We start from the raw sequence: 24216 nt of genomic DNA on the forward strand, positions 1-24216 counted from the left end.
GAAATTCATGAGGGGGATACGTGAGGGTATGAACATCGCATTTTTTTTGCTGCCTAAGCAAGAGGTTACGTGTGTGACATCGGATTCTACTCTGCGGCAAACATTGGAACGGATGGAGTATCATCGCTTCACAGCGGTGCCCATTTTGAATAAGGAAGGCAAATATATAGGTACGGTCACTGAGGGTGATCTATTGTGGTACATGAAGAATGCCGAGGGAAAGATCACATTTGAAAACGCTTCAAAATTCCTCCTTAAGGAAGTACCACTTCGCCTAGATATTAAGCCTGTATCTATTAATGCCAATATGGAGGATCTTATTAACCTGGCTAAGGTTCAGAACTTTGTACCTGTTGTCGATGATATGGAACGCTTTATAGGCATTGTCCGTCGTAGCCAGATCATAGAATATTGTGAAGGCATTGTAGCTAAGGAATCCATGAAGGCAAAGTAAGAAATTAAAAACGTTACTGGCACAGGGATAATCCGAGCCGCTCAGTACCATGTTAAACAGTGGGAGAGCAGAAAAAGGTGGGTCATTCCCTTCGCATAGGGAACATTTTGTAGCCCCCCTTTTTATGTTATAATGGAGAATAAAGCTTTTTCGGGGAGAGTGACTTTCGCCAATATGCCTAAAGAACTGGATGTAGCCAAACGCGCTAAAGTGATTGAGTGGCTGAAAACCGAAGTACTTGACCAAGTGTCCCGATTGTTCAAAGCCTTATGGGAAGGAAGTACTTCCCGGATCGGAGACAGTCTAGCCAGTCTGATGATGAGTAGTTACATATTGGGCCGCAGGCTCGGTATTCCTTTCAAGGATCTAGATGCACTGCTTGTGGAAAAGCTGAAGAAGCACAAATCGGAAGGTCACCAATTGGAAGATTGGTACCAAGATATATCCGCGCTTGAAGATCATATGCGTAAGAGGTGAATTTGTTGAATTTTAGCTTTAAATCCGTTATTTGGAGCGTTGTGTTTCTGCTCTTGTTACTATCGCTTATAACGCCTTTATCGGTACTCACGGTATTTTTCATGCTCGTACCAGGTGTGATTCTGTATGCGTACCTGTCTGTTAAATCGTTTTTCGTGCATCTCATCCCAGTCGCCATAATATTATTCATGATTGAACCGTTGTATCTCATATTCTTAGTTGTATTTACGGTCCCCGCAATCGTAATGGGGCATGCCTTCAAAAAAGGAAAATCAGCTCTGTATGCCTTCCTGGCGGGCAGTGGTGCTATATTGGCTGAATACTTGTTGATGCTGCTGATCGGGAGCGTTCTGTTCCACTTCAATCTGTATAACTATATTGAGGACATGGTGAAACTGGCTACGGAGCCACTGACAGCTTCTGATGGACTGGTCAATGGATTTGTATGGACGCCTGAAATGACAGAGGATGTGGCCAGACGAACGCAGCTCTTAATTCCGTTCGCTCTCGTAGTAACTGCACTTGTGATGTCACTGATTACACACCTCATTGCACGTCCAATTCTAAATGTAATGGGTGTGAGTGTAGCTAATTTCCCGCCAGCACGTGAATGGCGCATGCCGCGTGCTCTCATATGGTATTACTTCCTTGCACTGATCTTCACGCTGATGTCTAGCGAGAATGATGGATCGTATTGGTCGATGATTGCGGCCAACTTGTCGCCACTCATTAATCTCGGCTTCATGATTCAAGCAATCGGCTTCTTCTTCTTCCTTTCTCATGCGAAGAAGTGGAATCCAGTTATACCGTATTTACTTGCGGCTGCGGTCTTCTTCATTGGTCCGCTACGAATTATCGGAGTTATTGATCTGGTGTTCCCGCTTCGCGAGGCAATAACGAAACCAAAACGTTAGGGTGATGAGTCTTGCCTAAATTTCTGAAGAAACGCTGGCACGGCTACTATACCGTATGGGCGTTCATAATGCTGCTACTGCTAGTTATGTTGGTGACCATTTATAACTGGACGCTTGGTTTGGTTAGTCTACTTCTGGCTTCGGCGCTGGGGATCGTCATGATTAAGGCGGAGCTAGCGTTCCGTCGAGAGTTGAATGACTACATTAATGGACTGTCTATTCGGATCAAACGAATGGAAGGCGAAGCCGTAGGTATGCTTCCATTCGGCATTGTGTTGTACAGTGAGGATCGTACGGTAGAGTGGCATAATCGTTTCATTGCAGATATGTTCCATGAGAAAACGATGGTAGGTAACCCGCTCCAAAACTTGTTTCCCAATCTTCCTCAACCAAAAGAGAAAAAAGATGGAACCAAGGAGCTGACCAGGGAACTTCATGATGAATTCCAATTGGATGACCGGTATTACGGTGTAATCCATAATCCGCAGGAGCGGTATGTGTATGTCTACGAGATTACAGAGCTCGCTATTCTTCGTGATAAATATGAAAATGAACGTATGGCACTGGGTATCCTGGTGCTCGATAATCTTGATGAAGCAGCGCAAGGCATGGATGATCAGCAGCGCACAGCGTTAATCGCTCGTGTAACAAGCGAGATCACATCCTGGGCTAAGCGTTATGAAGTCTATCTGCGGCGCTTGTCCTCAGATCGGTATCTTATGATGCTGAACTATAAGTCGTTGCAAGAATTAGAGCAGAGCCGGTTTGTTATTTTGGATGAAGTTCGCGAAATGACTGCTGACCTCAAAGTTCCAATGACGCTCAGTATCGGTCTTGCCTTTGGTTCCGATAGCATTGGAGAAATGGGAGAGCTTGCTCAATCAAGTCTTGATATGGCACTTGGTCGCGGTGGTGACCAGGCTGCTGTGAAGTCCGGACAGCGCTTGTCCTTCTATGGTGGTAAATCGAATGCTGTTGAGAAACGTACACGGGTGAGAGCAAGGGTCATTGCTCATGCGTTACGTGATCTGATGCAAGAGAGTGACCGTGTGCTCGTTATGGGGCATAAAATGCCGGATATGGATGCAATCGGTGCATCCATTGGTGTATGGAAGGCAGCTAGTTTATATAATGTGGAAGCGCGGATTGTCCTGGACGGGTCGAATCCATCGATTGAACGCATGATGGAGCAGGTGAACAAGGATGAAAAGCTGTCCAAAGCATTTGTATCGCCTGAACAAGCAACGCAGATGATGACCGAGCATACGTTGCTCGTCGTGGTGGATACGCACAAGGCTTCCATGACGATGGAGCCGAAATTAGTGCAAGCAGCTACGCGTGTAGTGGTTGTAGATCATCATCGCCGCGGAGAAGAATTTATTAATGATGCAGTACTTATCTACTTGGAGCCATACGCTTCATCGGCTGCGGAGCTCGTGACCGAGCTGTTGCAATATATTCATGATAAAGTGCAATTTACACCACTTGAAGCAACAGCACTGTTAGCGGGAATTACCGTGGATACGAAGCATTTTGCACTGCATACAGGTTCACGTACATTTGAAGCAGCGGGCTTTTTACGCCGTAGTGGTGCAGACACCATCATGATCCAACGCTTGATGAAAGAGGATCTGTCAGAATATATTGCTAAGGCAGAAATCATAAAGCATGCTAAAATGGTATATGGGAACATTGCGCTGGCGGTCACAGACCCTGGCAGCAAGATTTCACAGATGATGATCGCCCAAGTGGCGGACACATTGCTGAACATGACCGATGTCGTTGCATCATTTGTGATCAGCGAGCGCCTAGATGGGCTAATTGGCATCAGTGCTCGATCACTGGGACGGATGAACGTACAGGTCGTTATGGAGAAACTTGGCGGTGGCGGACATTTAACCAATGCTGCTGTACAGCTTGAAGGTACGTTGGGAGAGGCAGAAAAACGGCTGATGAACGTACTTGCTGAAATCGAAAAGGAAGAGGGGCTGTTCGAATGAAGGTCATTTTTATAAAGGATATGAAGGGTCAAGGCAAGAAAGGGCAAGTGAAGGAAGTATCTGAAGGTTATGCACAGAACTTCTTGTTACCACGGGGAATTGCTCGTCTTGCAACAGACGGAAACATGAAGACGCTGGACAACCAGAATGCGGCTGAAGAGAGACGCAAACAGGAAGAGAAGGCAGAAGCAGAAGCAGAAGCACTAGGCAAAAAACTCGAATCAGAAGTGACAGAGCTTAAAGCGAAGTCCGGCGAAGGCGGCCGTCTGTTCGGTGCAATTACATCTAAACAGATCGCAGAAGCTCTTGCAGCTAAAGGTCTGAAAATCGATAAGCGTAAAATTGAGTTGGACGAGCCTATTCGTACTCTCGGTGTAACGCAAGTATCTGTCAAGATTCACCCTGAAGTGAAGGCAACCTTGAAGGTACAAGTAACGGAGGAATAAGATGGGCGGCGAAATGTTATTCGACCGGATTCCCCCACAGAACCTGGAGGCCGAACAGGCTGTGCTGGGTGCAATCCTGTTGCAGGGCGAAGCTCTGATTACAGCGATGGAACGGGTGCAAACCGAGGATTTCTATGACAAGCCACATCAATTAATTTTTGAAGCGATGATTCAGCTGGGTGAGGGAAATCAACCGATTGACCTCGTGACACTGACTTCGCTTCTGAAGGATAAAGGTGAGCTTGAGGACATCGGCGGCGTTAGTTATCTGGCTAAGCTGGCCCATGGTGTACCTACAGCCGCGAACGTAGACTATTACGCTCAGATTATTGAAGAGAAATCGATGCTGCGTCGTCTGATTCGTACAGCTACGCAGATTGTTAGCGAAGGATATACTGGCGGTGAAGACGTTGCTGCCATGCTCGGTGAGGCAGAACGGCGCATTTTGGAGATCTCTAACCGGCGTTCCAGTAGCGGTTTTATCGCCATTCAGGATGTACTCATGGAGGTATTCGATAAAGTCGAGACGCTGCATCAAAACCGTGGAACCACGACGGGTATCCCGTCCGGATTTATCGATCTCGACAAAATGACTGCCGGATTCCAGCGTAGTGACTTGATTATTGTAGCTGCGCGTCCTTCAGTAGGTAAGACAGCCTTTGCCTTAAATATCGCTCAGAATGTAGGTATTCGTGCACAAGAGACGGTAGCTATCTTCAGTCTGGAGATGTCAGCCGCACAGCTTGTACAACGGATGATCTGTGCGGAAGCCAATCTAGATGCGGGAGTTCTGCGTACGGGTGAATTTAAAGGTGATGAGGACTGGCAGAAGCTAACGATGGGTATCGCTGCGCTAAACGAAGCAGATATCTATATCGATGATACGCCAGGGATTACGGTGGCCGATATCCGTGCCAAATGCCGTCGTCTCAAAAAGGAAAAAGGCCTTGGCATGATTCTAATCGACTATTTGCAACTCATTAGTGGACGTGGTAAAGCTGGAGAGAACCGTCAACAAGAGGTATCCGAGATTTCACGTACACTGAAACAGATTGGCCGGGAACTGGAAGTTCCGGTTATTGCCTTGTCTCAGCTGAGCCGGGGCGTAGAGCAACGTCAGGATAAACGTCCGATGATGAGTGACTTGCGGGAATCGGGATCGATCGAGCAAGATGCTGACATCGTAGCGTTCCTGTACCGGGACGATTATTACAATCAGGAAACTGAAAAGAAAAATATTATCGAGATTATTATTGCTAAACAGCGTAATGGTCCGGTAGGTACAGTCGAATTGGTCTTCTTGAAGAACTTTAATAAATTCGTAAACTACGAGAGGGCACACAATGACGCCTTCGCCATGTAGGATATGAACACGTACGATAAGGAACCGGGGTTAGCCGTCAGACATGATTTGACTGGCTTCGCCGGTTTTTTGCGTCGAAATATAGCGTAAATTCCGAACATTATAGTTTTACTATATCTAATTGTTCGCTATTTGATTTGACTTTGAAAATGGGTACTGGTACACTAATACTGCTGCGTTAAAGCAGCGAAAACCTTCCTTCGGATGTAAATTGAAGGAAATTTTCACTGTCCGTTAGCACGCTTCTCCGCTGGTGTTTTTCACTTAAATTCCTGCCGAGATAGAGGACGGACAGACCAATACAAAGGTGCGCAAGGCACCCACGGAGGTATGTACTATGTCAACGGTAGTTGTAGTGGGAACGCAATGGGGAGACGAAGGTAAAGGTAAGATTACGGACTATTTAGCAGAAACGGCAGACGTGGTTGCACGTTACCAAGGTGGTAACAATGCAGGGCACACGATTCTGATCGACAACAAAAAATATAAACTAACGATGATTCCATCGGGTATCTTCTACACGGACAAAGCGTGTGTAATCGGTAACGGTATGGTGATCAACCCGAAGGCACTTATTGAAGAAATTAATTATATTCATGATAATGACTTTACAACGAAGAACCTGTCCATCAGTGAACGCGCACATGTCATCCTGCCATACCACATGGTATTGGATGCACTGGAAGAAGAGAGCAAAGGTCCAAACAAAATCGGTACAACCGGTAAAGGTATTGGACCAGCTTACATGGACAAATCAGCTCGGATCGGTATTCGGATGGTCGACCTGCTTGATGCGGAAGATTTCGAACTCAAGCTGCGTCATCTGGTTAAAGAGAAAAACCGCATCATCGAGCAGGTTTACAACGGTCAACCTGTCGATGTGGAAGAGATTCTGAAAGATTACTTGGGATACGCAGAAATCTTGCGTCCTTATGTACGTGATACATCTGTTGTGCTCAATGAATATATCGATGAGAACAAAAAAGTATTGTTTGAAGGCGCACAAGGTGTGATGCTCGATCTGGATCAAGGAACGTATCCATTCGTAACTTCATCCAATCCATCCGCAGGCGGCGTATGTATCGGTTCTGGTGTAGGCCCAGCCCGCATTCAGCAAGTGATTGGGGTAGCTAAGGCATATACGACTCGCGTAGGAGATGGCCCATTCCCAACGGAGTTGCATGATGCGATTGGTGACCAAATTCGTGAGACTGGACACGAGTACGGTACGGTAACTGGACGTCCGCGCCGTGTAGGTTGGTTCGATAGCGTTGTCGTTCGCCACGCTCGTCGTGTTAGCGGTATTACAGGTCTGTCCTTGAACTCACTGGACGTTATGACAGGTCTAGACACCGTTAAAATCTGCACAGGGTACAAATACCGCGGTGAGGTTATCACTCACTACCCAGCAAGCCTCAAAATGCTGGCAGAATGTGAAGCGGTATATGAAGAAATGCCAGGCTGGAGTGAGGATATCACTGGAGCGAAGAAGCTTGAGGATCTGCCTGTAAATACACAGAACTATGTAAAACGTGTATCTGAGTTGACGGGTATTCCGATTGCGATCTTCTCTGTTGGTCGTAACCGTGAACAAACGAATCAAGTACTTCCAATTTACGAGTAAGCATTGTTGAAGCCTCAGTGGTCGCTATTTTAGCGGTCACCGAGGTTTTTTTGTATACACAACACTTCATAATGATAAGAACCGATTATATTCCTCTGATTTCCGTCAATACTGATTAACAGTAGAGTGATAGACCCGAAGTAAGCAAGATGAACGGATGGGAAATTGGAGGGAGAGATCGGAAATGAAGCTGCTTCAATGGTTTGTAAAAATGGTGCTTACCGTTGTATTGGTCAGTGCACTGACCTTGCTGACGACCGGACTAATTGTACAGTCTTATGCTAAATCGCTGCTTGCAAGTTTTAATATTCAGTGGGAAGGTCAACCTTTAGGGTTAGCAGCTATATTTCAAGGCATGCTCGGTGGAAAATCTGGAGAGGACAAGAAGACAGAGATTGAACCACCAGATCAGCCTACAGGAGCAGAAGAAGAACAGGTGCCGGAGAATGCCACTTCTGTAATGGGAAATGGAACAGATGGAGATTCTGAAAGCACAGAGCGTGATACCGAGGTGTCTCTGGGTGACGACCAATCGAATGCATCGACCAGTTCTGATTCGGATGGGAGTGGAGGAAATGGGTCAGACCCAGATGTTAGTGCAGACGTAGGTGGAACGACAGGTGGAAGTTCTAATGGAACTGCACCGACAGGTAATGATGCCATTGTTGTATCCCCAGATGACATCACAGGTGTGAAGGATAAATTGCCGCTGGAGGATAAGGAGAAAATCTTCAGCTTATTGATGGCTAAGTTACCCCAGAAGGAAATGCAACAAATCTCCGGTGCTATGGAGGGCGGGCTGACCGAGCAGGAATTACGTGACATAGAGCAGGTAATCTCGAAGTATCTGACCAGTGAAGAATACGATAACTTGATGGAAGTGCTTCAAGCAGAGTGAGCTGTAGGGTAGAACGAGGGATGTTGCTCTTCCGATCTGAGATTATCGAGGCAATACACCAAACCTGCTGGAATATATAAGAAATCCAAGAAGGTATGTGCTCTAGTGTCGTAACCAAAAGTAGTGTTTCATATATAGATGATACCTTATCGAATGGTGGAAGAAATTACTTGGCATAACTGGCCTTAATATTAAGGCATCCTATAGCAGGTTGCGATATAAAATCCCTTATCAGAGTTCATCTGGCGAGGGATTTTCAGGTTGTGTTTTTATGAAAGAGAAGTCATATTTCGGTGGGTCTTAGAACCTAGTCATAAAAAGTGATTAGAATTACATAGTATTCTTAATGTGAAGGGGAAGAATGAAGCCCAAATGACCTGCCACCATATGGATAATACAGGAAAACCAAGCGGGGCGCGGCTTTGCGCTGTGATGGCTACAGTTGAAATGTGTGTAAAACCTGTGTTAAAGTATACGGGTGCGACAAAAGGTTAAAATTTTGACACTTTTACGAGCGCAGCTAAAGTCCTGATTTGCGGACACCCAGATAGATAGATCAACAAACATGAGACACACACGATGGGTGATGTCTTGACAGAAATGCGAGCCTAGAAGTGCTGAAAAGGAGAGAATCATGAAAGGTTTCAGAGGCATACGCCAACCGGGCAAAAACCGGGAACACGAACAATCCGGGGAACACCGGACGGCCGAAGACAAAAACAACATGAGCATGTCCAACTTCAGTGTTAAACAGAAGCGCGTTCAAGCCTCGCGCAAATGGATCATCACAACAGCATGTGGATTGTTTATTGCTGCATCGATCGGATTTGCAGGGAAACAGTATGTTGCAGCCAACACGGTTCCGTATTATAACGTAATCGTCAAAGGGCAGGCTATCGGCAGCATTACAGACGAAGCGCAATTACAGCAACTATTTGCAGACAAAACAGAGGAATACCAAAATAAATATCCACAAGCGGAAATGGTCCTTAATACGGACGGCATTACCACCGAAACGGTAAAAGCATATAAACCGGAGATTAACAGTGATGAAACACTGAATAAACTCGATGATATGCTTACGGCTTACGCTAAAGGCGTGGAGCTGAAGGTCAACGGTGAAGTCATCGGCATTGTGAAGGATCAGGCAACAGCAGATGCGATTCTTGAACAAGTGCAAAGCAAATACATATCGGCATCGGCTGTGCGTAGCTCGCTCAAGACGAAGTCGGTATCGGCGAACGCTTCGAAGAAAGCCGAAGGGCCGAGTACAACGCTGAAATCCGTAGATATCAAAGAAGATGTGCAGACGGATGCAGTTAAGGCAGATCCAAACAAAATATGGGATGTCTCTGAGGCGGTTAAAGCATTAACGGTCGGTAAAGACGCGCCTGTAACCTATGTGGTACGAGAAGGAGATACCATCTCTTCCATCGCTGCCAAATACGAGCTTACACAAAGTGAGATTCGCAAAAATAACCCTGGCATTAAAGAAACGTCTATGCAAATTGGGGACGAGCTGACACTGACCGTTCCCAAACCGGCGGTTACTGTGAAATCAGTCGAACAAGTTGTTGAACAGATCGAGATCAAGCCACAGGTTGAAGTACGTAAAAGTGCTGAGCTAAAAGCGGGGACAACCAAAGTGGTACGTCCAGGTCAAAGCGGCTTGAAAAATATGCAATATCGGATAACGAAAGAAAATGGTGAAGTCGTTCAAGAGGAATGGCTAGGCCAGGAAGTGATTAAGTCAGCAGTGACCGAAGTCGTTCTTAGCGGTACGAAAGTAGTTGGCGAAGGTACGGGCGAATTCGCATGGCCTGTCTCCGGGGCAACGATGAGCAGCAGCTTCGGTGAACGTTGGGGTCGTCAGCACAAAGGTGTAGACCTTGTTGGGAACCGGGATGTGAAATCTTCGGATGAAGGTGTCGTGACGTTTGCTGGACAGAAGAGCGGTTATGGCAATGTTATTATCATTAACCATCGTAACGGGTACGAAACATTATACGGACATCTGAACAGTATTGGTGTTAAAGTTGGACAGATTGTCGAAAAGGGCGAGAGTATCGGTGTAATGGGTAATACTGGACGCTCGACGGGCACACATCTGCACTTCGAGATCATCAAGAACGGTACAGCAGAGAATCCGATGACTTATTTGAACTAGGTCGTGTCTGAAAACTCGCTAGTAGTTATATAAAAGGAAAATTCATCGATATGCCTGTATGGATATAGTGAATTTCCCTTGTCATGAAGGTCAGCCTAGGCTGACCTTTTTTCTATGGAGCACTTCAGAACTGTAAAAAAATTTCATTTTACCACTGATCGATTGCCAATCGGGATGTGACGCTGGTTCAGGTATGATAAACTATATATGTTCCACTTAATAGGATAGACAACTAAGATGAACAACTAACGATGATGACAGAACAACTTATATAAAGAGATAGACCGCATACGCGGATCAAGCAGGATACAGGGGTGAATACAGTCGATGCAGGGGAAGATTTTGGTCGTGGACGATGAACAGCCTATTGCAGACATTCTGAAGTTTAATTTGGAAAAAGAGGGATATGAGGTCATCTGCGCTTTCGATGGGATTCGCGCCGTCGAACTGGCGTTAGCCGAGAAACCGGATCTCATGCTACTCGATCTGATGTTACCAGGCAAGGATGGGATGGATGTATGCCGTGAGGTGCGTGCACATCTGGAAATGCCAATCATCATGCTGACCGCGAAGGACGGCGAGATTGATAAGGTGCTCGGTCTGGAGCTGGGTGCGGATGATTATGTAACGAAGCCTTTCAGCACAAGAGAGCTGCTTGCACGGGTGAAGGCACAGATGCGCAGAAGGCAGAAGCCGGCTATTGCAACGGAAGCGCAAGAGGATGAGAAGCAGGTTATGCGGCTGTTCGATTTGGTGTTTGATATGGACATGTATACAGCGTACAAAGGCGGAGAGCCACTGGATCTGACCCACCGCGAATATGAACTTCTCTATTACATGGCGAAGCATTCGGGCAAGGTGATGACACGGGAGCATCTGTTACAGGCCGTATGGGGATATGAATATTTTGGGGATGTGCGTACTGTGGATGTAACGATCCGTCGTCTGCGTGAGAAGATTGAGGAGAATCCGAGCAAACCGGAGACGATTCTGACGCGCCGTGGATTAGGTTATCTGGTGCGTAGTCCCAAAAGCGTGGGGATATAATGGGGCGATTCTCGCAATTTTCGTTCTTCCGAACGATTCAGGCGAAGCTAATTATCATATATGTACTGCTGATTCTAATTGCGATGCAATTGATTGGCGTTTATTTTGTCAGCGCGATGAAGAATTCTCTAACTAGTAACTTCACCGAGGATCTACAGGCGAGAGCGGAGATGCTGTCGGTGCTGGTGGGAGAGACGATGGCTGGCGGCGAAGTGGAGGCTGGCGAAGACAAAACGGAAAATCTGCGCGTACTGGTGAACAATTTGTTCAACATTAACGGGGCAGAGATTCAAGTGTTGGACGCCAGTGGTAAGGTGCTGACCACCTCACTAAGCTCTCATTCAGACTATGTTGGGCGTAAAAATACACAGACCGTTGTCAGCCGTGCGTTGCAGGGCATTCGAGACAATGAGGAATATATCGTTGACGAGGACAATGTCCGCAAAAAGGTGGTTGCCAAGCCGGTATTATCCGGCGGCAAGATCATCGGCGCGGTATATATTGCCGCTTCGATGAATGAGTTATATGCCACCATGGAGGGCATTAACAAGATTTTTATCTCGGGCATTCTCATAGCCCTTGTGTTAACAGCGGTGCTCGGCGTTATTCTATCCCATACGATTACACAACCGATTAAGGAAGTGACGAGGCGGGCAACAGCGGTGGCTGAAGGTAACTTTGACCAACAGACCCCTGTATTCGGCACAGATGAAATCGGCCAGCTCAGCCGCGCATTTAACTATATGACCAGCCGTCTGCGTGATGCACTCTCTCAGAATGAAGAGGAGAAGGAGAAGCTGACCTCTATTCTGACCAATATGAGTGATGGTGTAGTTGCAACAGACGAGTATGGCAAAGTCATTCTAGTCAATCGCCGTGCAAGTAGCATTCTGGGAATGCGTCCGGCAGATATTGAGGGCAGGCACTTCGCTGTATTGCTCGGTATCGATCCTGAGGACGCGGAAGCACTCGCGAGTGGCTTCACAGGTTCAACCCTGTTGCAGATCGCTCCTGCGGGTCAGGAGGAGCCTGTTGTCATTCGTATGACGTTTACGCCTGTTCACAGGCGTGAGTTAGGGATTACGGGAACGATTGCGGTGCTCCAGGATGTCACGGAACAAGAAGAGCTGGAAGCATCCCGGCGTGAATTCGTGGCGAATGTATCCCATGAGCTGCGTACGCCGCTAACCACCATTAAGAGCTATGCCGAGGCGCTTGATGATGGTGCACTTGAAGATCCACAGCTCGCTGGGCGCTTCGTAGGCGTGATCCAGAATGAGACAGAGCGAATGATCCGCCTGGTTACAGATCTGCTACATCTCTCCAGACTGGATTCCAAAGAGGCCCTTCTGCGGAAGCAACCTACGGATATTCTGGAGATGCTGGAGGAAGTGACGGATCGATTCTCATTCCAGATGCATCAAAAGGATATTCAGCCTGTGTTATCAGTGGAACGAGACCTTCCTGCGGTACCGCTGGATCGGGATCAGATTGATCAGGTGCTCGACAATGTGGTATCCAATGCGCTGAAGTACACACTTGAAGGTGGTACGATTACGATTGCAGCACGCAAAACGGGTGATCAGACACTCGCAATCTCGGTATCGGATACGGGCATGGGCATCCCACAGCGGGATTTAGATCGGATATTCGAACGGTTTTACCGTGTAGATAAGGCTCGTTCGCGTAGTATGGGCGGAACAGGACTTGGGCTATCCATTGCCCGGGAAATTGTAAAAGCGCATGACGGCAGTATTACGCTTGAATCAGAGCTGGACGTTGGGACAACCGTAACATTCACATTGCCGATGCGTGATGAAGGAGGTGAGCACCGTGAAGGAACGGATTAAATCACTGGTGCTTACCACACTCGTTGTTGCCAGCTTAGTTCAGAGTTATTTCCTAATCTACCGTCTACCAGGCGGTGGGGATTCGGTTGTGACATCTGAAACGAATTATGTAAAGACCGAGAATATGGGTCAAGAGCGTAACATTGAAGAATTAATTTTTCCGGACCAGATGATTATTCATCTAGGTGAGGATAAACATACTGTGTTTTACCCAGGCAATACATTTTATCAATTGATCTTCTCACGGCTGCAGGGGCGAACGTTCGATGATTTTCAACGTCGTAGTGTGCAGTCTGTGAACTGGAATCAGATTCGGAAGGACAACCCTGGCTTTGAGCTGTCTTTCAAGGAGGGTATTCCAGTGGCTTTGTTACAGCGCGTGATGCGACTAGGCACGGATTCCCTCTTCCAGGGAGAGACCATTAACCGAATTTCAATCTATACCGCCAAAAATGAAACCAAGGCGCATGCACTATTCTTCAGCGCTAAGGGAGATGTTGTTTACGAGGCTACGCAGGCTGACCTAACGGTACAGGATGTGCAGCAGCATGTGGACTTCGGCAGCAACTGGACGCCTTATACGCTGATGGATGGTCGCTATTATATTCCCTCCGGAGCGATTGAGACGATTGAGGCGAGTATGCCAACAAGCCAGTTTACGGTAGAGCAGATGCAGCGCAGCTTGTTCTTCGACCCTAGCATGACCCGGAATATTCGGGAAAAGGATGGGTCAGAGATCTACACCGATAGTAAACGGAGTTTGCAAGTGAAGCAGGATCAGCGATGGATTAGTTATACCGATCCAGCTGCACCCCCTGCGGGGCAGATCGATGCGGCCAAGGACGCCTTATCTGCAGTTGATTTTGTCAATCAGCATGGGGGCTGGAAAGGACGGTCCCGTCTGATGCTGAAGACAGCGGATAACAAAACACAGCTTCAGTTCCAGCAATATTACGGTAGCTTTCCGATTATGGACTCGATGCAATTCCGTTTCGGTACGATCAACATGGAAATGCGGCAGGAGACCGTATCGAGCTACGAGCGTTCACTAGAGTATCTGAACGAAGGTACGGAGACGAAACAGTCGGTCAAGCTGCCTGGAGGGGACAAGCTGAAGGCACTTATTCAAAAGGTAGCTGGAGCGAATCGCGAGGTTGTGGACGTGTATCCAGCGTATCGAACGTCTGCGATTGAGGATGGACTTAAGCTGATCCCGGTATGGGTGATTCGCTTCGGCAACGGTGAGGAAACAACGGTTTCTTAATGGTTCGTAGGGTTGGGCAGAGAGCTAACGAATCTGAAACAGCTTATATGGCCAATCTGCTTAGAAAGCAGAATTTAACGAATCTCAGCGATGCTATTTTCGTAGATTGCGGATGGAAACCGATAGAAAATCTATGAATGCATGAAATAACGTCTCTTGGCTTCGTTAAATTTTAAACTTGCGGAAAATAGAGCTAATAAGGTGTGTGGAGTTCGTTAGCAATCAAGTATTTCATTTAGTTAACTGATGGGGGTGAATGTTTTGGATTGGGGACGGGCGAAAAATGTATTAATCTATGCCTTTCTGTTACTGAATCTAGTGTTGGGGTATCAGATCTGGATGGATGCACGGGAGACGGCCGGAGCCAATCTGGACTTCACCTCGCTGGCGGATAATACACAGCAGGCGATGGAAGAGAAGGGGATTCAGGTGCTCGCTCCTATCCCTAATGAAACACCGAAGCTACCGAAGCTGTCCTATGAATTTATAGAAGAGGACGAGGCAGGTATCCGTATTGAGCTGAAACAGCCTGTAGACAGCAAGCTAATCTTCTCACAAAGTGAGCTAGAGGATGCGCTGCAAGATGAGATTCCGCAGATCGGTACTTTTCGGCTGGATCAACTGATGGCGGAGGATGGGGCATTTGTCCTTCATCCATTGGTGGATAGCAAATGGCCGCTCTTCAATGTCAGTCTGGAGCTATTCTACAGCGATCAGAAGATCACAGGTTACCTTCAGACTCCGGTGAAGATTACGACAGCGGAGGAGAGCGAGCAGCAGGTGCTTCCGGCGTCGAAGGCGCTGGGTACGCTGATCGAGAACTTTTTGCCCAATGATTCTATTGTCAAAGATATTCAGCTTGGCTATTACGGCCAGTTGTTCAATTCAGATCTACAAGTTGCGATGCCGGCATGGCGATTCGTGCTGGAAAGTGGCGAAGTGTTGTACGTGCAGGGCATCAGTGGGGATGTATTCAGTCCCAAGACAGATAAACCAGGGGAGTAATGAGTTATGGGGATTTATTTTACCGTATTGTCTAGTGGTTCTACAGGAAACGCCACAGTCATACAGCATGGAGGCACGTCACTTATGATTGATGCAGGCCTTAGTGCGAAGCGACTGGATGCACTGTTTCAGGAACGGGAGATCGCAGGAACAGAGCTGGACGGCATTCTGGTCACACATGAACATTCCGATCACATTAAAGGACTAGGCGCGATGTCTCGGAAATATAATTTACCAATCTATGCAAACACGAATACGTGGGCGGCGCTGGAGAAGTCGGTTGGGGCAATTCCAGAGGAGAACCGGCGGATCTTCGAGACGGGTGAGAAGCATGATTTTGGCTCGCTCCGCGTGGAATCCTTCGGTATCTCGCACGATGCAGCAGAACCTGTAGGGTACACATTCGATGATGGAAGCGAAAAGCTGTCTGTTGCGACCGATCTGGGCTATATGAGCGACAAGGTTCGCGATGCTATCTCGAATTCTGACGTGCTCGTGCTCGAATCGAATCATGACGTCGAATTGTTGCGGATGGGACGTTATCCGTGGAATACCAAGCGCCGAATCTTAAGCGATATCGGGCATTTGTCGAATGAAGCAGCAGGGGCAGCACTCAGTGAATTGATGAACGGACGCATCAAGCGCACGTATCTTGCACATCTCAGCCGGGATCATAATATGATGGATCTGGCGAAAATGACCGTGCGCGATGCGATGGAGAGTCGTGGATGCTTCTATCGGGATCATGAGTTCAAACTCTGTGATACGTATTATGACCGTCCTACACCATGGGATAGGGTGGGTGAGCCATAAAGCTGTCTAGCTCAGCGGCTTTGCGCTCTACTTCCTCGCGGGTTAGAATGCCTTTGTCCACGAGCAGCTCAATGATGGTGCTTAGGGCTAATGTATTGCGGTAATGCTCTTCTTTGAGATCGGCCAGCTTGGCCGCCATATGAACCTCTTCCATGGCTGTGAGTGTACGTGTGCGTTCCATAAGTAAATCCTCCTTCTAGTGGTTGTTCAAAAAGTCCACTTTTGATTACGAAGAATGCCTGCTACCCTTTTTGAAGACGCAATTCTATGAACCTTCGAATTCTCCTTTGAACAACCTTTTACTATTATTGTAGTCAGGCTGGTTGGAAAACATTCCTCTTTTTGCCGCTATAAATGAAAGAAGAGGGCGTGTATGCTGAAACAGTAGCCTATCGGATGAGAAAAAGTTTGCCTGAAAGGGTAAATATACGCTTAGCGAACGGGATTTTGTGGTGATAGATATAGTATGGATCTTTATCGTTAGCTACAATTTAGCAGAAATTTACGTTATTCTTCGTATTTATGCAACTTTTTCAGATATAACGTGTTTAGTATATAAGGAGCACTTGGAAATAGGCTGGAATGTGAGCGAACTGGTGAGTGTATTGGTATATCAAATAAATGCGAGAGCTTGATTGATAGAGTCACTGGCAGAATGGGAGACCCATTCTGTAGTACATAGACGCTTCATTTCGTGTACTTGGGAGTGCAGCGATATGCAAAAAAAGATTTTGGGAAATGCAAAAAAGCATGGGGAAAGAGCTGGTATTTACGCCACGCACGTAATGGAGGACACAGATCAAAGCTGGAGAGGCGGAGCTCAGAGCTTTCTGAAAGAAAGCTGTTTCGGGAGCATTGACTCGCCTTCATCCCTGGATTTCACCTTTACACAAAGGGTTCAGAGAAATCTAGGGTTAACAGCGACCGAAAGCTCATCTGTCGGCCGAGTGGGGTATGTGAGAACACCATCGACGTCCCATGCGACAATGATCAGGCGGCAGTCAGGATCTTGATGCGTGACAACGAAGGGGAGAGGATCACGATGGGATTGTTCGGAGACGATTTTTATTCAACTAAAGTTTCAAGACGCGCCGAACCTGTGCAGAAGGGCAAACTTCAGATTCTCCGCCCAGGAGGGCGTGATCGGTGGCAGAATCCGCGCAGATCGCGTTCGGGTATTAGCTCCACGGTCAAAGTAGCCGTGATCAGTTCTGTGATCAGCTCGATCGTTACCGTTACTCTATTCAGCTTCATCATGCAGCCAGCGTCTGTACCGTTATCCAATGCCACAATAGGCAATGGTTCAGGTGGCGGTGCGCTCTCTGCTCAAGCGGTTGATCCGTACGACCGGATCATTCAGGCAGCTGAGAAGGTGCGCCCTTCTGTGGTGAGCATTGTGAATCATAAAACGGGCAGCAGCCTATCTATGGAGGACTCAGCGCTAGGATCAGGTGTCATTTTCAAGAAGGAAGAGGGCACAGCCTACATTATGACCAACCACCATGTGGTGGAAGGTGCGAGTGATCTTGAGATTGTAACGGTGGACGGTCAGACACATAAAGCGAAGCTGGTTGGCAAAGACCGAGTGAGCGATATTGCGGTGCTGTCGACAGAGGATAAAGGGCTGGGCGCTGTAGCGGAGATTGGCGATTCCAGCAAGCTTAAACGAGGTCAGACCGTACTTGCCATTGGTAACCCGCTCGGTCTGGGCGGTACGCTGACATCCGGGATTGTGAGTTATACCGATCGCATTCTACCTGTGTCGATTAATCAGGATGGCGTGTACGACTGGGAGCAGAACGTTATTCAGACAGATGCAGCGATCAACGAAGGTAATAGCGGGGGCGCACTGGTTGACCTGAACGGCAAAGTGGTCGGCATTAACACGATGAAGATATCGGATACAGGCGTTGAAGGTCTTGGATTTGCGATTCCGATGAACGAAGTAATGAAGACTGTCGATTCGCTATTGCTACACGGTAAAGTATCTCGTCCATATCTGGGCGTGTACACTGTCGATCTGAGCAACCCTTATGCTCCACTAGACGACGAGCAGCGTAAGGATCTGAAACTACCATCCCATGTCGATAGCGGTGTGGTCGTACTCGAAGCATCGGGGCCTGCATCGGAGGCAGGTATGAAGCTCAACGATGTCATTACTGAATTTGACGGGCAAAAAATTACCTCTACGCTCGATCTTCGTAAGTATCTATACGACAAGAAGAAAATCGGCGATACGATTGAGGTGACCTTCTATAGGGACGGTAAAGCCGAGAAGGTATCGGTGAAGCTGTCGGATAAACCGGAGTAAAGCATATATTAAGTACAGTGCTATGGTGAGATTGTGTTAGGGAATCATAGGAAGAGCTGGTCAGATCGCTGATCGGCTCTTTTTTACATGATAGGATCTATAAGTTACCAAGGTACGTGCAATGTTCTGTCGAAATGGCTCAACATTCCGGGACAGAGGTTACTCTTCTGACAAATGATCGGACAGGATCAGAGCCTAAGACTCAGTTACATTAGGCCTTTGCTATGATAAACTGTTGTCAATGTGTTCGTAATGCACGGGTGTGCAAGTAACAGGTATTTGACGATCGGGATGTTCTAAACTATAGAAGAGGGGTTATTCAATCATGAAACGTTCAATGAAAGGGATGCTGGGGGGAACGGCTCTACTTGTGTCGCTGATTCTCTTATCTGCATGCACTTCGAAGGAAGCTACACCTGGGGCTGTGGATACGAATGGGTTGGAAGATAAGATTGCAGGTCTAGAGCAGCGGCTTGCGGAGCAGGTTCAGAAGAGTGGAGAGCAGGATAATAAGATTGCGGAGCTGGAGAAAAAGCTGAAGGAGCTTAATACGACTGTTATTGCGGTAAAGGATGCTGGAGGAACGGCTACAGGCGCACCAGCCAATAATGGATCGGCAGGAAAGGGCGATGGGGTGCTCATTACCTTTGCACAGTACGAGAAGCTTGAAGTGGGCATGACGATGGAGGAAGTGATCGCGATCCTCGGTGGCGAAGGTGAAGCATTGAGTGAAGCTGAAAATATGGTTGTCTACAACTATAAAGGTACTGGAGATACAGGAGCGAATGCAGTTATTGCTTTTCAAAGCGGCAAGTTGCTGACAAAGGCTCAATCTGGGCTGCAATAATAGAAAATGGGTTAATGAAGAGAACCAATCAGAATATTCTGGTTGGTTTTTTTGTTATCTTCTCAATGAGTACTCATCTTTGGTAAGGATGATGTTCAGTAGAGGTGAGCTATAACGTTAGATTTTTAAAAATTATAGAGATAAGTCCTTGACACGCAGCTTAAGTTGTAACTATAATAGTCACATATTAAAAGTTGTAACCGCAGTAGTTACATAAAAGTGGGAAGGGGTCTTGTTTGATCAAAGTAAGAGAGAGCTAAGTGTATTGCGATGTGTGTTATGAATCGAATTATGTTCGTCGTTAAATGTTAAGTGTGAAGTCAAGATTTGAAATGTAGACATCGTAGGAGCAAAAGCTAGATCAGAATGTAATATTCAAAATGGGTAACCAAAATGCAAAACCAAAAGGCAAAACCAAAAATGCAAAACCAAAATTAAAAACATACTGCACTGCGCCCTATTAATTTAATTGGCGACAGTATTATGAGAGGAAGATGAATAAAGTGTTTCGTAAAAAAACATCCATTGGAGTCATGCTACTCCTCAGTATCATGTTAATCTTAAGCGCTTGTACAAGTACAGTAAGTAAAACCGAAAATACGACAGACACCTCGTCCAACGCGGCAGGTGCAAACAATACAACGGGGGATGAAGCAGATACATCAAAGGCTGAGCTTAAAGTGACTACATTTAATCCAGGGGAGAAAAGTATTTTTGGTGTTTCCTCTAACCTGATTGAAGGGCCTACTGAGGTGGTGCTTGTCGATGCCCAGTTCCAGAAGAATGATGCGGAGCAACTGGTAAAAATGATTAAGGATACAGGTAAGAAACTTACGACTGTATTTATCAGCCATAAAGATCCAGATTACTACTTCGGTCTGTCGGTTATCCGTGAGGCATTTCCTGATGTGAAAATTATCGCAACGCCAGGAACGGTGGAAGGCATTAAGGAAACGATCCAAGTGAAGAATGATTACTGGAACCCAATTCTGAAGGAAAATGCGCCAACCGCACAGATTGTCCCTGATGTCTTTGATGGTAAACAGTTCTCGGTAGATGGACAAGCCGTTGATATCATTGGTCTGGATGGTTCTGATCCGTCGCACACCTTCCTGTGGATCCCATCCATTAAAACGGTTCTGGGCGGTGTTCCTGTATATGAGAACGTACATGTCTGGATCGCAGATAACCAAACACCAGAGAGCCGAGATGAGTGGCGCGAACTATTGGATGAGATTACTGCTCTGAATCCTGAGCGAGTGATCCCAGGTCACTATGTGGGAACCAGTGCTGGAGATCTGTCCAGTGTGACGTTTACCCGTGATTATATTGCAAAGTTTGAAGCAGAAGCAGAGAAAGCCAAAGATTCCAAAGAGCTAATTGCAACAATGGAAAAGGCGTATCCGGACTTCACCAATACAGGCGATTTGGAAACGAGTGCTCAGGTGATCAAAGGTGAAATTTCTTGGCCATAAGTAGATGTAAATTAAGACATGGCTTATTCCATGGTTAGATTGATGAATTTTGTTCTAATACGGCATAGGCAATGAACTTAAGAGCAACATCTGTCCCTTTAGTTAAGGGAGGGTGTTGTTTTTTGTGTTTGGATGTAATAGATAGTCGCTTGCAATGAGCCGGGCTGGTTCATTTTGGCTATGTATTTTCAACCGATCTATGCGGGAATATTCTATAAGGGGTTTCTTTTACGTCCCAGGTGTGATAGAACAGAGAAGTGGCTATCCTATATGGATAAGCGGTTGTGAATCGGGAGCATAGCTGGTTACAGAAAGGATGCTTGAACGGATGTACGTTGTATGCAAAGAACACGTGGACATTGCGATCGACAAGTTTGTCGATGAGTATGAGGACGCTCCAGATATCGTGGATTTGAAGGAGACGGAATTTGCCGACTGGGATCCGCCTGCGAAGTGCGCTGAGTGCGAACAGCATGCGGAATTTCTTGTCGTTTAGCGTACTGTAGGAATTGAAGGCGGCAGAAGGCGTCACATAGGTGGTACTTCTCCGCTGGAACTCACTTTCCATCCGGTATGAACATCACAGTAAGGAGCGAAGAGAGCGTGTTGAGCGCTCTTTTTGCTTTTTTGGTAGGAGAAATGGGGCGATAGGGTGGGACGAAGAAATCTAAGTGCAACATATACGTGTCCTGCCTGGCGTGCGCCTTAACGAGTTGGTTGTGGAAGGTGGTTTAGCGCCTTGCGGATCAACAATGAGTTGAGGTAATAGTACTAGGGTGCTCAGCCGCGTAAGGTAAGCCTATTTGAGGTGGGAATTGTGGCATGCGAGCGATAGCGTTGTGTGTTGTAGTATAGTGGTAACTTTGCATTAGTATTGTAGTAGCTGTGCAGTAGCTTTAGAGCTCTAACGAACCTGAGACCTCTTATATGGTGATATTGCTTCCTGGTTGAAATCTAACGAATCGTAGGCACGCTATTTAATTGAAATGACTTTGAAAGTGGTGGGAAACGCTTGTTTCTACTGCATTAGCGTGTGTGAGATTCGTTAGATTTTAAAAGAGGCTAAATTGGGCTGAATAAGGTGTGTGTGGTTCGTTAGAATATTTGGGTGATGAGATAAAGTAAATTAGGCTGTAAGTGAAGGAGTATCGGATGAGTGGTACGGTGCTGGTGTAGGAGTAAAGTAAACGTAGGCAGTAAGAAGTATGAAACAGAAGTAAAGTAAAGAAAGATGTTGGAGATTGTTGAGATGATGTAGCGTGTAGTTGAGACAGTGGATTGAACGATGCGCTGATGCATCTTACTTATAGACTCTTTTGCAGCAAATTTAGGAGGAATGGATATTCATGTTGATTCAAATTATTGGCGTAGGCAAATTGAAGGAAAAATATTTAACGCTCGGCATTCAGGAATATGCCAAGCGGCTCGCCCCGTACATCAAGTTTCAGATGATCGAGGTCGCAGACGAGAAAGCGCCCGATACCCTGAGCGAAGCTGAGGTACGGGCGGTGAAAGAGCGCGAGGGCGAACGCATCCTCGCGCATGTGAAGAGCGAGGCGCATGTTGTCGCGCTCGCATTGGATGGCCAGCTCTGGAGTTCCGAGGAGCTGGCTATGGAGATCGACAAGCTCGGCACGTATGGGACGAGCCATGTCGTGTTTGTCATCGGAGGCAGCCATGGGCTCTCCGATGAGGTGTTACGCCGCGCGAAGCAGCGCTTGAGCTTCGGGCGCATGACCCTGCCGCATCAGCTTATGCGGCTGGTGCTGGTGGAGCAGATTTATCGTGCGGTGAAGATCAATCGGAATGAACCGTACCATAAGTAGGGCCAAATAGTAAGGGTTTATTTGCCCGATTTGGGTTTGGGATCATTCTTAACTACAGCGCTTCGCTCCATCCTATAAATCCACTACCCTATGAGGTGGTGGTTTTTTGCTGTTTATAACCATTTTGCTATTGTTAAAAGCTATGACCAGCCATGCCTTTTTCATATAACATGTAATCATTTCGATCATGCTATACTCAGGAAACCAAAAAGTTAGAAGGAGATTTTTTTATGATACCATTTCGAAATGATCATGTAGGTAGCTTTCTACGTCCTGCAAACTTAAGTCAGGCACGTGAACAATATAAATCAGGTAACATCACATATGAAGAATTAAGAGTTGTGGAAGATAAAGAGATTATTCGAATTATTGAAAAGCAAAAGGAAAATGGCGTATTTGCAGTCACGGATGGTGAATTCCGCAGAAGCTGGTGGCATTTTGATTTTCTGGGCGGATTAGATGGCGTAGAACTATATGAGGAGATTGATGGGCCTCAGTTCCATAACATGCAAACGCGCAAGGGCGGAATTCGTGTTGTTGGTAAGGTTGATTTCTCTACGCATCCCTTTGTTGAGCATTTTGAGTTTTTGAAAAAGCATGCAGGTGACGCAGTGGCGAAACAGACCATTCCAAGTCCCAACATGCTTCTATATCGGTTGGAAAATGGCGCTAATATCTATACTGACCGGGAGCAATTCCTTCAGGATACGATTGCAGCGTATCAAAAAGCCATTCAAGCCTTCTACGATGCGGGATGCCGATATCTGCAATTAGATGATACCGCTTGGGCAGATCTGTTCTCAGAAGCTGGTCACGATAAGCTACGTGCTAAAGATCTGGAACCGGCGGAAGAGTTGAAAACGATGCAGCGCATGATTAACGAAACCTTGGCTCATAAACCGGCAGATTTAGTGGTGATGATGCATATTTGTCGGGGTAACTATAAGTCGAATTATTTCTCAACGGGTGGTTATGATTACGCTTCTGAAGTTATCTTTGGCGGTTTAAACGTAGATGGATTATTTTTAGAATTTGATGATGAGCGCTCAGGTGGTTTCGAGCCATTAAAATATGTAAATCGTAAAGATTTGAAAATCGTGCTTGGTTTACTGACATCGAAAACAGGCGAGTTAGAGGACAAGGAACACATTAAGGCTCGGATCGCAGAGGCGGCAACCTATGTACCTCTTGAGCAACTTTGTCTGAGCCCACAATGTGGCTTTTCGTCAACGGAAGAAGGCAATATTCTAACGGAAGAACAACAATGGCGGAAACTTCGTTATGTCAAAGAGATTGCAGAAGAAGTATGGAATTAATAGCTATATATAAATTCAACTAAACATTTACACAAAACGGAGAGGGCAGAAAAAACCTGAAGAAGCGAAGCGCTCGCCTTTATACCCGGATTTTACCATATAAAAAAGGAATCACAAAA

The 24216-nt window shown here is 46.5% G+C and carries 21 protein-coding genes; 20 read left to right on the forward strand and 1 reads right to left on the reverse strand.

The features are described from left to right. Positions 1 to 28 precede the first annotated feature (28 nt). The 14 genes from J2T19_RS20470 (at position 29) to J2T19_RS20535 (ending at position 16322) form a co-directional block, all read left to right on the forward strand. Positions 29 to 454 carry a CBS domain-containing protein gene (locus tag J2T19_RS20470; protein WP_056697515.1) on the forward strand — a complete coding sequence of 142 codons (426 nt, stop codon included), beginning with the start codon at positions 29 to 31 and terminating at the stop codon, positions 452 to 454. Between the two features lie 174 nt (positions 455 to 628). Next, positions 629 to 931: a MazG-like family protein gene (locus tag J2T19_RS20475; RefSeq protein WP_056697513.1), complete on the forward strand. Its 303-nt coding sequence runs from the start codon at positions 629 to 631 to the stop codon at positions 929 to 931. A 41-nt stretch (positions 932 to 972) separates the two neighbouring features. After that, a complete protein-coding gene (locus tag J2T19_RS20480; RefSeq protein WP_307219201.1) occupies positions 973 to 1845 on the forward strand; it encodes a DUF2232 domain-containing protein in 873 nt (290 codons plus the stop codon). Positions 1846 to 1856: 11 nt separating this feature from the next. After that, the gene (locus J2T19_RS20485; protein ID WP_307219009.1) at positions 1857 to 3845 is read left to right on the forward strand and encodes a DHH family phosphoesterase; all 1989 of its coding nucleotides are present in this window, start codon (positions 1857 to 1859) and stop codon (positions 3843 to 3845) included. Next, complete coding sequence (rplI, locus tag J2T19_RS20490) at positions 3842 to 4291, forward strand: 50S ribosomal protein L9 (protein ID WP_307219012.1); 450 nt, start codon at positions 3842 to 3844, stop codon at positions 4289 to 4291. Before J2T19_RS20485 ends, rplI begins: the two co-directional genes overlap by 4 nt. Position 4292: 1 nt before the next feature. Continuing rightward, a complete protein-coding gene (gene dnaB, locus J2T19_RS20495) occupies positions 4293 to 5654 on the forward strand; it encodes a replicative DNA helicase (protein WP_128104214.1) in 1362 nt (453 codons plus the stop codon). Positions 5655 to 5991: 337 nt separating this feature from the next. Then, the gene (locus tag J2T19_RS20500) at positions 5992 to 7278 is read left to right on the forward strand and encodes an adenylosuccinate synthase (RefSeq protein ID WP_307219014.1); all 1287 of its coding nucleotides are present in this window, start codon (positions 5992 to 5994) and stop codon (positions 7276 to 7278) included. A 184-nt stretch (positions 7279 to 7462) separates the two neighbouring features. Continuing rightward, complete coding sequence (locus J2T19_RS20505) at positions 7463 to 8176, forward strand: hypothetical protein (protein ID WP_307219016.1); 714 nt, start codon at positions 7463 to 7465, stop codon at positions 8174 to 8176. 634 nt (positions 8177 to 8810) lie between these two features. Next, entirely contained in the window at positions 8811 to 10343 is a 1533-nt protein-coding gene (locus tag J2T19_RS20510; protein ID WP_307219017.1) for a M23 family metallopeptidase, read from the forward strand. 327 nt (positions 10344 to 10670) lie between these two features. Further along, a complete protein-coding gene (yycF, locus tag J2T19_RS20515) occupies positions 10671 to 11390 on the forward strand; it encodes a response regulator YycF (RefSeq protein WP_056697501.1) in 720 nt (239 codons plus the stop codon). Beyond that, a complete protein-coding gene (gene walK / locus J2T19_RS20520) occupies positions 11390 to 13240 on the forward strand; it encodes a cell wall metabolism sensor histidine kinase WalK (protein WP_307219020.1) in 1851 nt (616 codons plus the stop codon). The genes yycF and walK overlap by 1 nt, the downstream gene beginning before the upstream one ends. Beyond that, complete coding sequence (locus J2T19_RS20525) at positions 13224 to 14504, forward strand: YycH family regulatory protein (protein WP_307219022.1); 1281 nt, start codon at positions 13224 to 13226, stop codon at positions 14502 to 14504. Before walK ends, J2T19_RS20525 begins: the two co-directional genes overlap by 17 nt. 261 nt (positions 14505 to 14765) lie before the next feature. After that, positions 14766 to 15509 carry a two-component system regulatory protein YycI gene (yycI, locus tag J2T19_RS20530; RefSeq protein WP_307219203.1) on the forward strand — a complete coding sequence of 248 codons (744 nt, stop codon included), beginning with the start codon at positions 14766 to 14768 and terminating at the stop codon, positions 15507 to 15509. A gap of 6 nt (positions 15510 to 15515) precedes the next feature. Further along, a complete protein-coding gene (locus tag J2T19_RS20535) occupies positions 15516 to 16322 on the forward strand; it encodes an MBL fold metallo-hydrolase (RefSeq protein WP_056697493.1) in 807 nt (268 codons plus the stop codon). On the opposite strand, the gene J2T19_RS20540 is transcribed toward J2T19_RS20535, so the two are convergent. Further along, complete coding sequence (locus tag J2T19_RS20540) at positions 16291 to 16503, reverse strand: hypothetical protein (RefSeq protein ID WP_056697491.1); 213 nt, start codon at positions 16501 to 16503, stop codon at positions 16291 to 16293. The two genes, J2T19_RS20535 and J2T19_RS20540, sit on opposite strands and share 32 nt — an antisense overlap. An 861-nt stretch (positions 16504 to 17364) precedes the next feature. Between J2T19_RS20540 and J2T19_RS20545 the strand changes: the two genes are divergently transcribed. The 6 genes from J2T19_RS20545 (at position 17365) to J2T19_RS20570 (ending at position 24097) form a co-directional block, all read left to right on the forward strand. Continuing rightward, positions 17365 to 18633 (forward strand): S1C family serine protease, encoded by a 1269-nt coding sequence (locus J2T19_RS20545; RefSeq protein ID WP_307219026.1) that lies wholly within the window; start codon positions 17365 to 17367, stop codon positions 18631 to 18633. A gap of 325 nt (positions 18634 to 18958) precedes the next feature. Then, positions 18959 to 19480, forward strand: a complete 522-nt coding sequence (locus tag J2T19_RS20550; protein WP_307219028.1) for a hypothetical protein — start codon at positions 18959 to 18961, stop codon at positions 19478 to 19480. 494 nt (positions 19481 to 19974) lie between these two features. Then, the gene (locus J2T19_RS20555; RefSeq protein ID WP_307219030.1) at positions 19975 to 20955 is read left to right on the forward strand and encodes an MBL fold metallo-hydrolase; all 981 of its coding nucleotides are present in this window, start codon (positions 19975 to 19977) and stop codon (positions 20953 to 20955) included. A 328-nt stretch (positions 20956 to 21283) separates the two neighbouring features. Then, on the forward strand, positions 21284 to 21451 hold the full coding sequence (locus tag J2T19_RS20560; RefSeq protein ID WP_082560598.1) for a CxxH/CxxC protein: 168 nt from the start codon (positions 21284 to 21286) through the stop codon (positions 21449 to 21451). An 850-nt stretch (positions 21452 to 22301) separates the two neighbouring features. Then, positions 22302 to 22781, forward strand: a complete 480-nt coding sequence (rlmH, locus tag J2T19_RS20565; RefSeq protein ID WP_053781980.1) for a 23S rRNA (pseudouridine(1915)-N(3))-methyltransferase RlmH — start codon at positions 22302 to 22304, stop codon at positions 22779 to 22781. Positions 22782 to 23011: 230 nt separating this feature from the next. Then, positions 23012 to 24097, forward strand: a complete 1086-nt coding sequence (locus tag J2T19_RS20570; protein WP_307219034.1) for a 5-methyltetrahydropteroyltriglutamate--homocysteine S-methyltransferase — start codon at positions 23012 to 23014, stop codon at positions 24095 to 24097. Positions 24098 to 24216: the final 119 nt, after the last annotated feature.

Origin of the sequence: Paenibacillus tundrae, from assembly GCF_030812775.1 — a bacterium.
GTDB classification, from domain to species: Bacteria; Bacillota; Bacilli; order Paenibacillales; family Paenibacillaceae; genus Paenibacillus; species Paenibacillus tundrae_A.

Bases quoted from the DNA above. Each gene is read 5' to 3' on its own strand.
- J2T19_RS20470 (WP_056697515.1), top strand. From the start codon at position 29: ATGAACATCGCATTTTTTTTGCTGCCTAAGCAAGAGGTTACGTGTGTG.
- J2T19_RS20540 (WP_056697491.1), bottom strand. From the start codon at position 16,503: ATGGAACGCACACGTACACTCACAGCCATGGAAGAGGTTCATATGGCG.
- J2T19_RS20550 (WP_307219028.1), top strand. From the start codon at position 18,959: ATGAAACGTTCAATGAAAGGGATGCTGGGGGGAACGGCTCTACTTGTG.
- J2T19_RS20545 (WP_307219026.1), top strand. From the start codon at position 17,365: ATGGGATTGTTCGGAGACGATTTTTATTCAACTAAAGTTTCAAGACGC.
- J2T19_RS20500 (WP_307219014.1), top strand. From the start codon at position 5,992: ATGTCAACGGTAGTTGTAGTGGGAACGCAATGGGGAGACGAAGGTAAA.
- rplI (WP_307219012.1), top strand. From the start codon at position 3,842: ATGAAGGTCATTTTTATAAAGGATATGAAGGGTCAAGGCAAGAAAGGG.
- dnaB (WP_128104214.1), top strand. From the start codon at position 4,293: ATGGGCGGCGAAATGTTATTCGACCGGATTCCCCCACAGAACCTGGAG.
- J2T19_RS20570 (WP_307219034.1), top strand. From the start codon at position 23,012: ATGATACCATTTCGAAATGATCATGTAGGTAGCTTTCTACGTCCTGCA.
- J2T19_RS20505 (WP_307219016.1), top strand. From the start codon at position 7,463: ATGAAGCTGCTTCAATGGTTTGTAAAAATGGTGCTTACCGTTGTATTG.
- rlmH (WP_053781980.1), top strand. From the start codon at position 22,302: ATGTTGATTCAAATTATTGGCGTAGGCAAATTGAAGGAAAAATATTTA.
- J2T19_RS20535 (WP_056697493.1), top strand. From the start codon at position 15,516: ATGGGGATTTATTTTACCGTATTGTCTAGTGGTTCTACAGGAAACGCC.
- J2T19_RS20475 (WP_056697513.1), top strand. From the start codon at position 629: ATGCCTAAAGAACTGGATGTAGCCAAACGCGCTAAAGTGATTGAGTGG.
- J2T19_RS20510 (WP_307219017.1), top strand. From the start codon at position 8,811: ATGAAAGGTTTCAGAGGCATACGCCAACCGGGCAAAAACCGGGAACAC.
- walK (WP_307219020.1), top strand. From the start codon at position 11,390: ATGGGGCGATTCTCGCAATTTTCGTTCTTCCGAACGATTCAGGCGAAG.
- yycF (WP_056697501.1), top strand. From the start codon at position 10,671: ATGCAGGGGAAGATTTTGGTCGTGGACGATGAACAGCCTATTGCAGAC.
- J2T19_RS20560 (WP_082560598.1), top strand. From the start codon at position 21,284: ATGTACGTTGTATGCAAAGAACACGTGGACATTGCGATCGACAAGTTT.
- J2T19_RS20555 (WP_307219030.1), top strand. From the start codon at position 19,975: ATGAATAAAGTGTTTCGTAAAAAAACATCCATTGGAGTCATGCTACTC.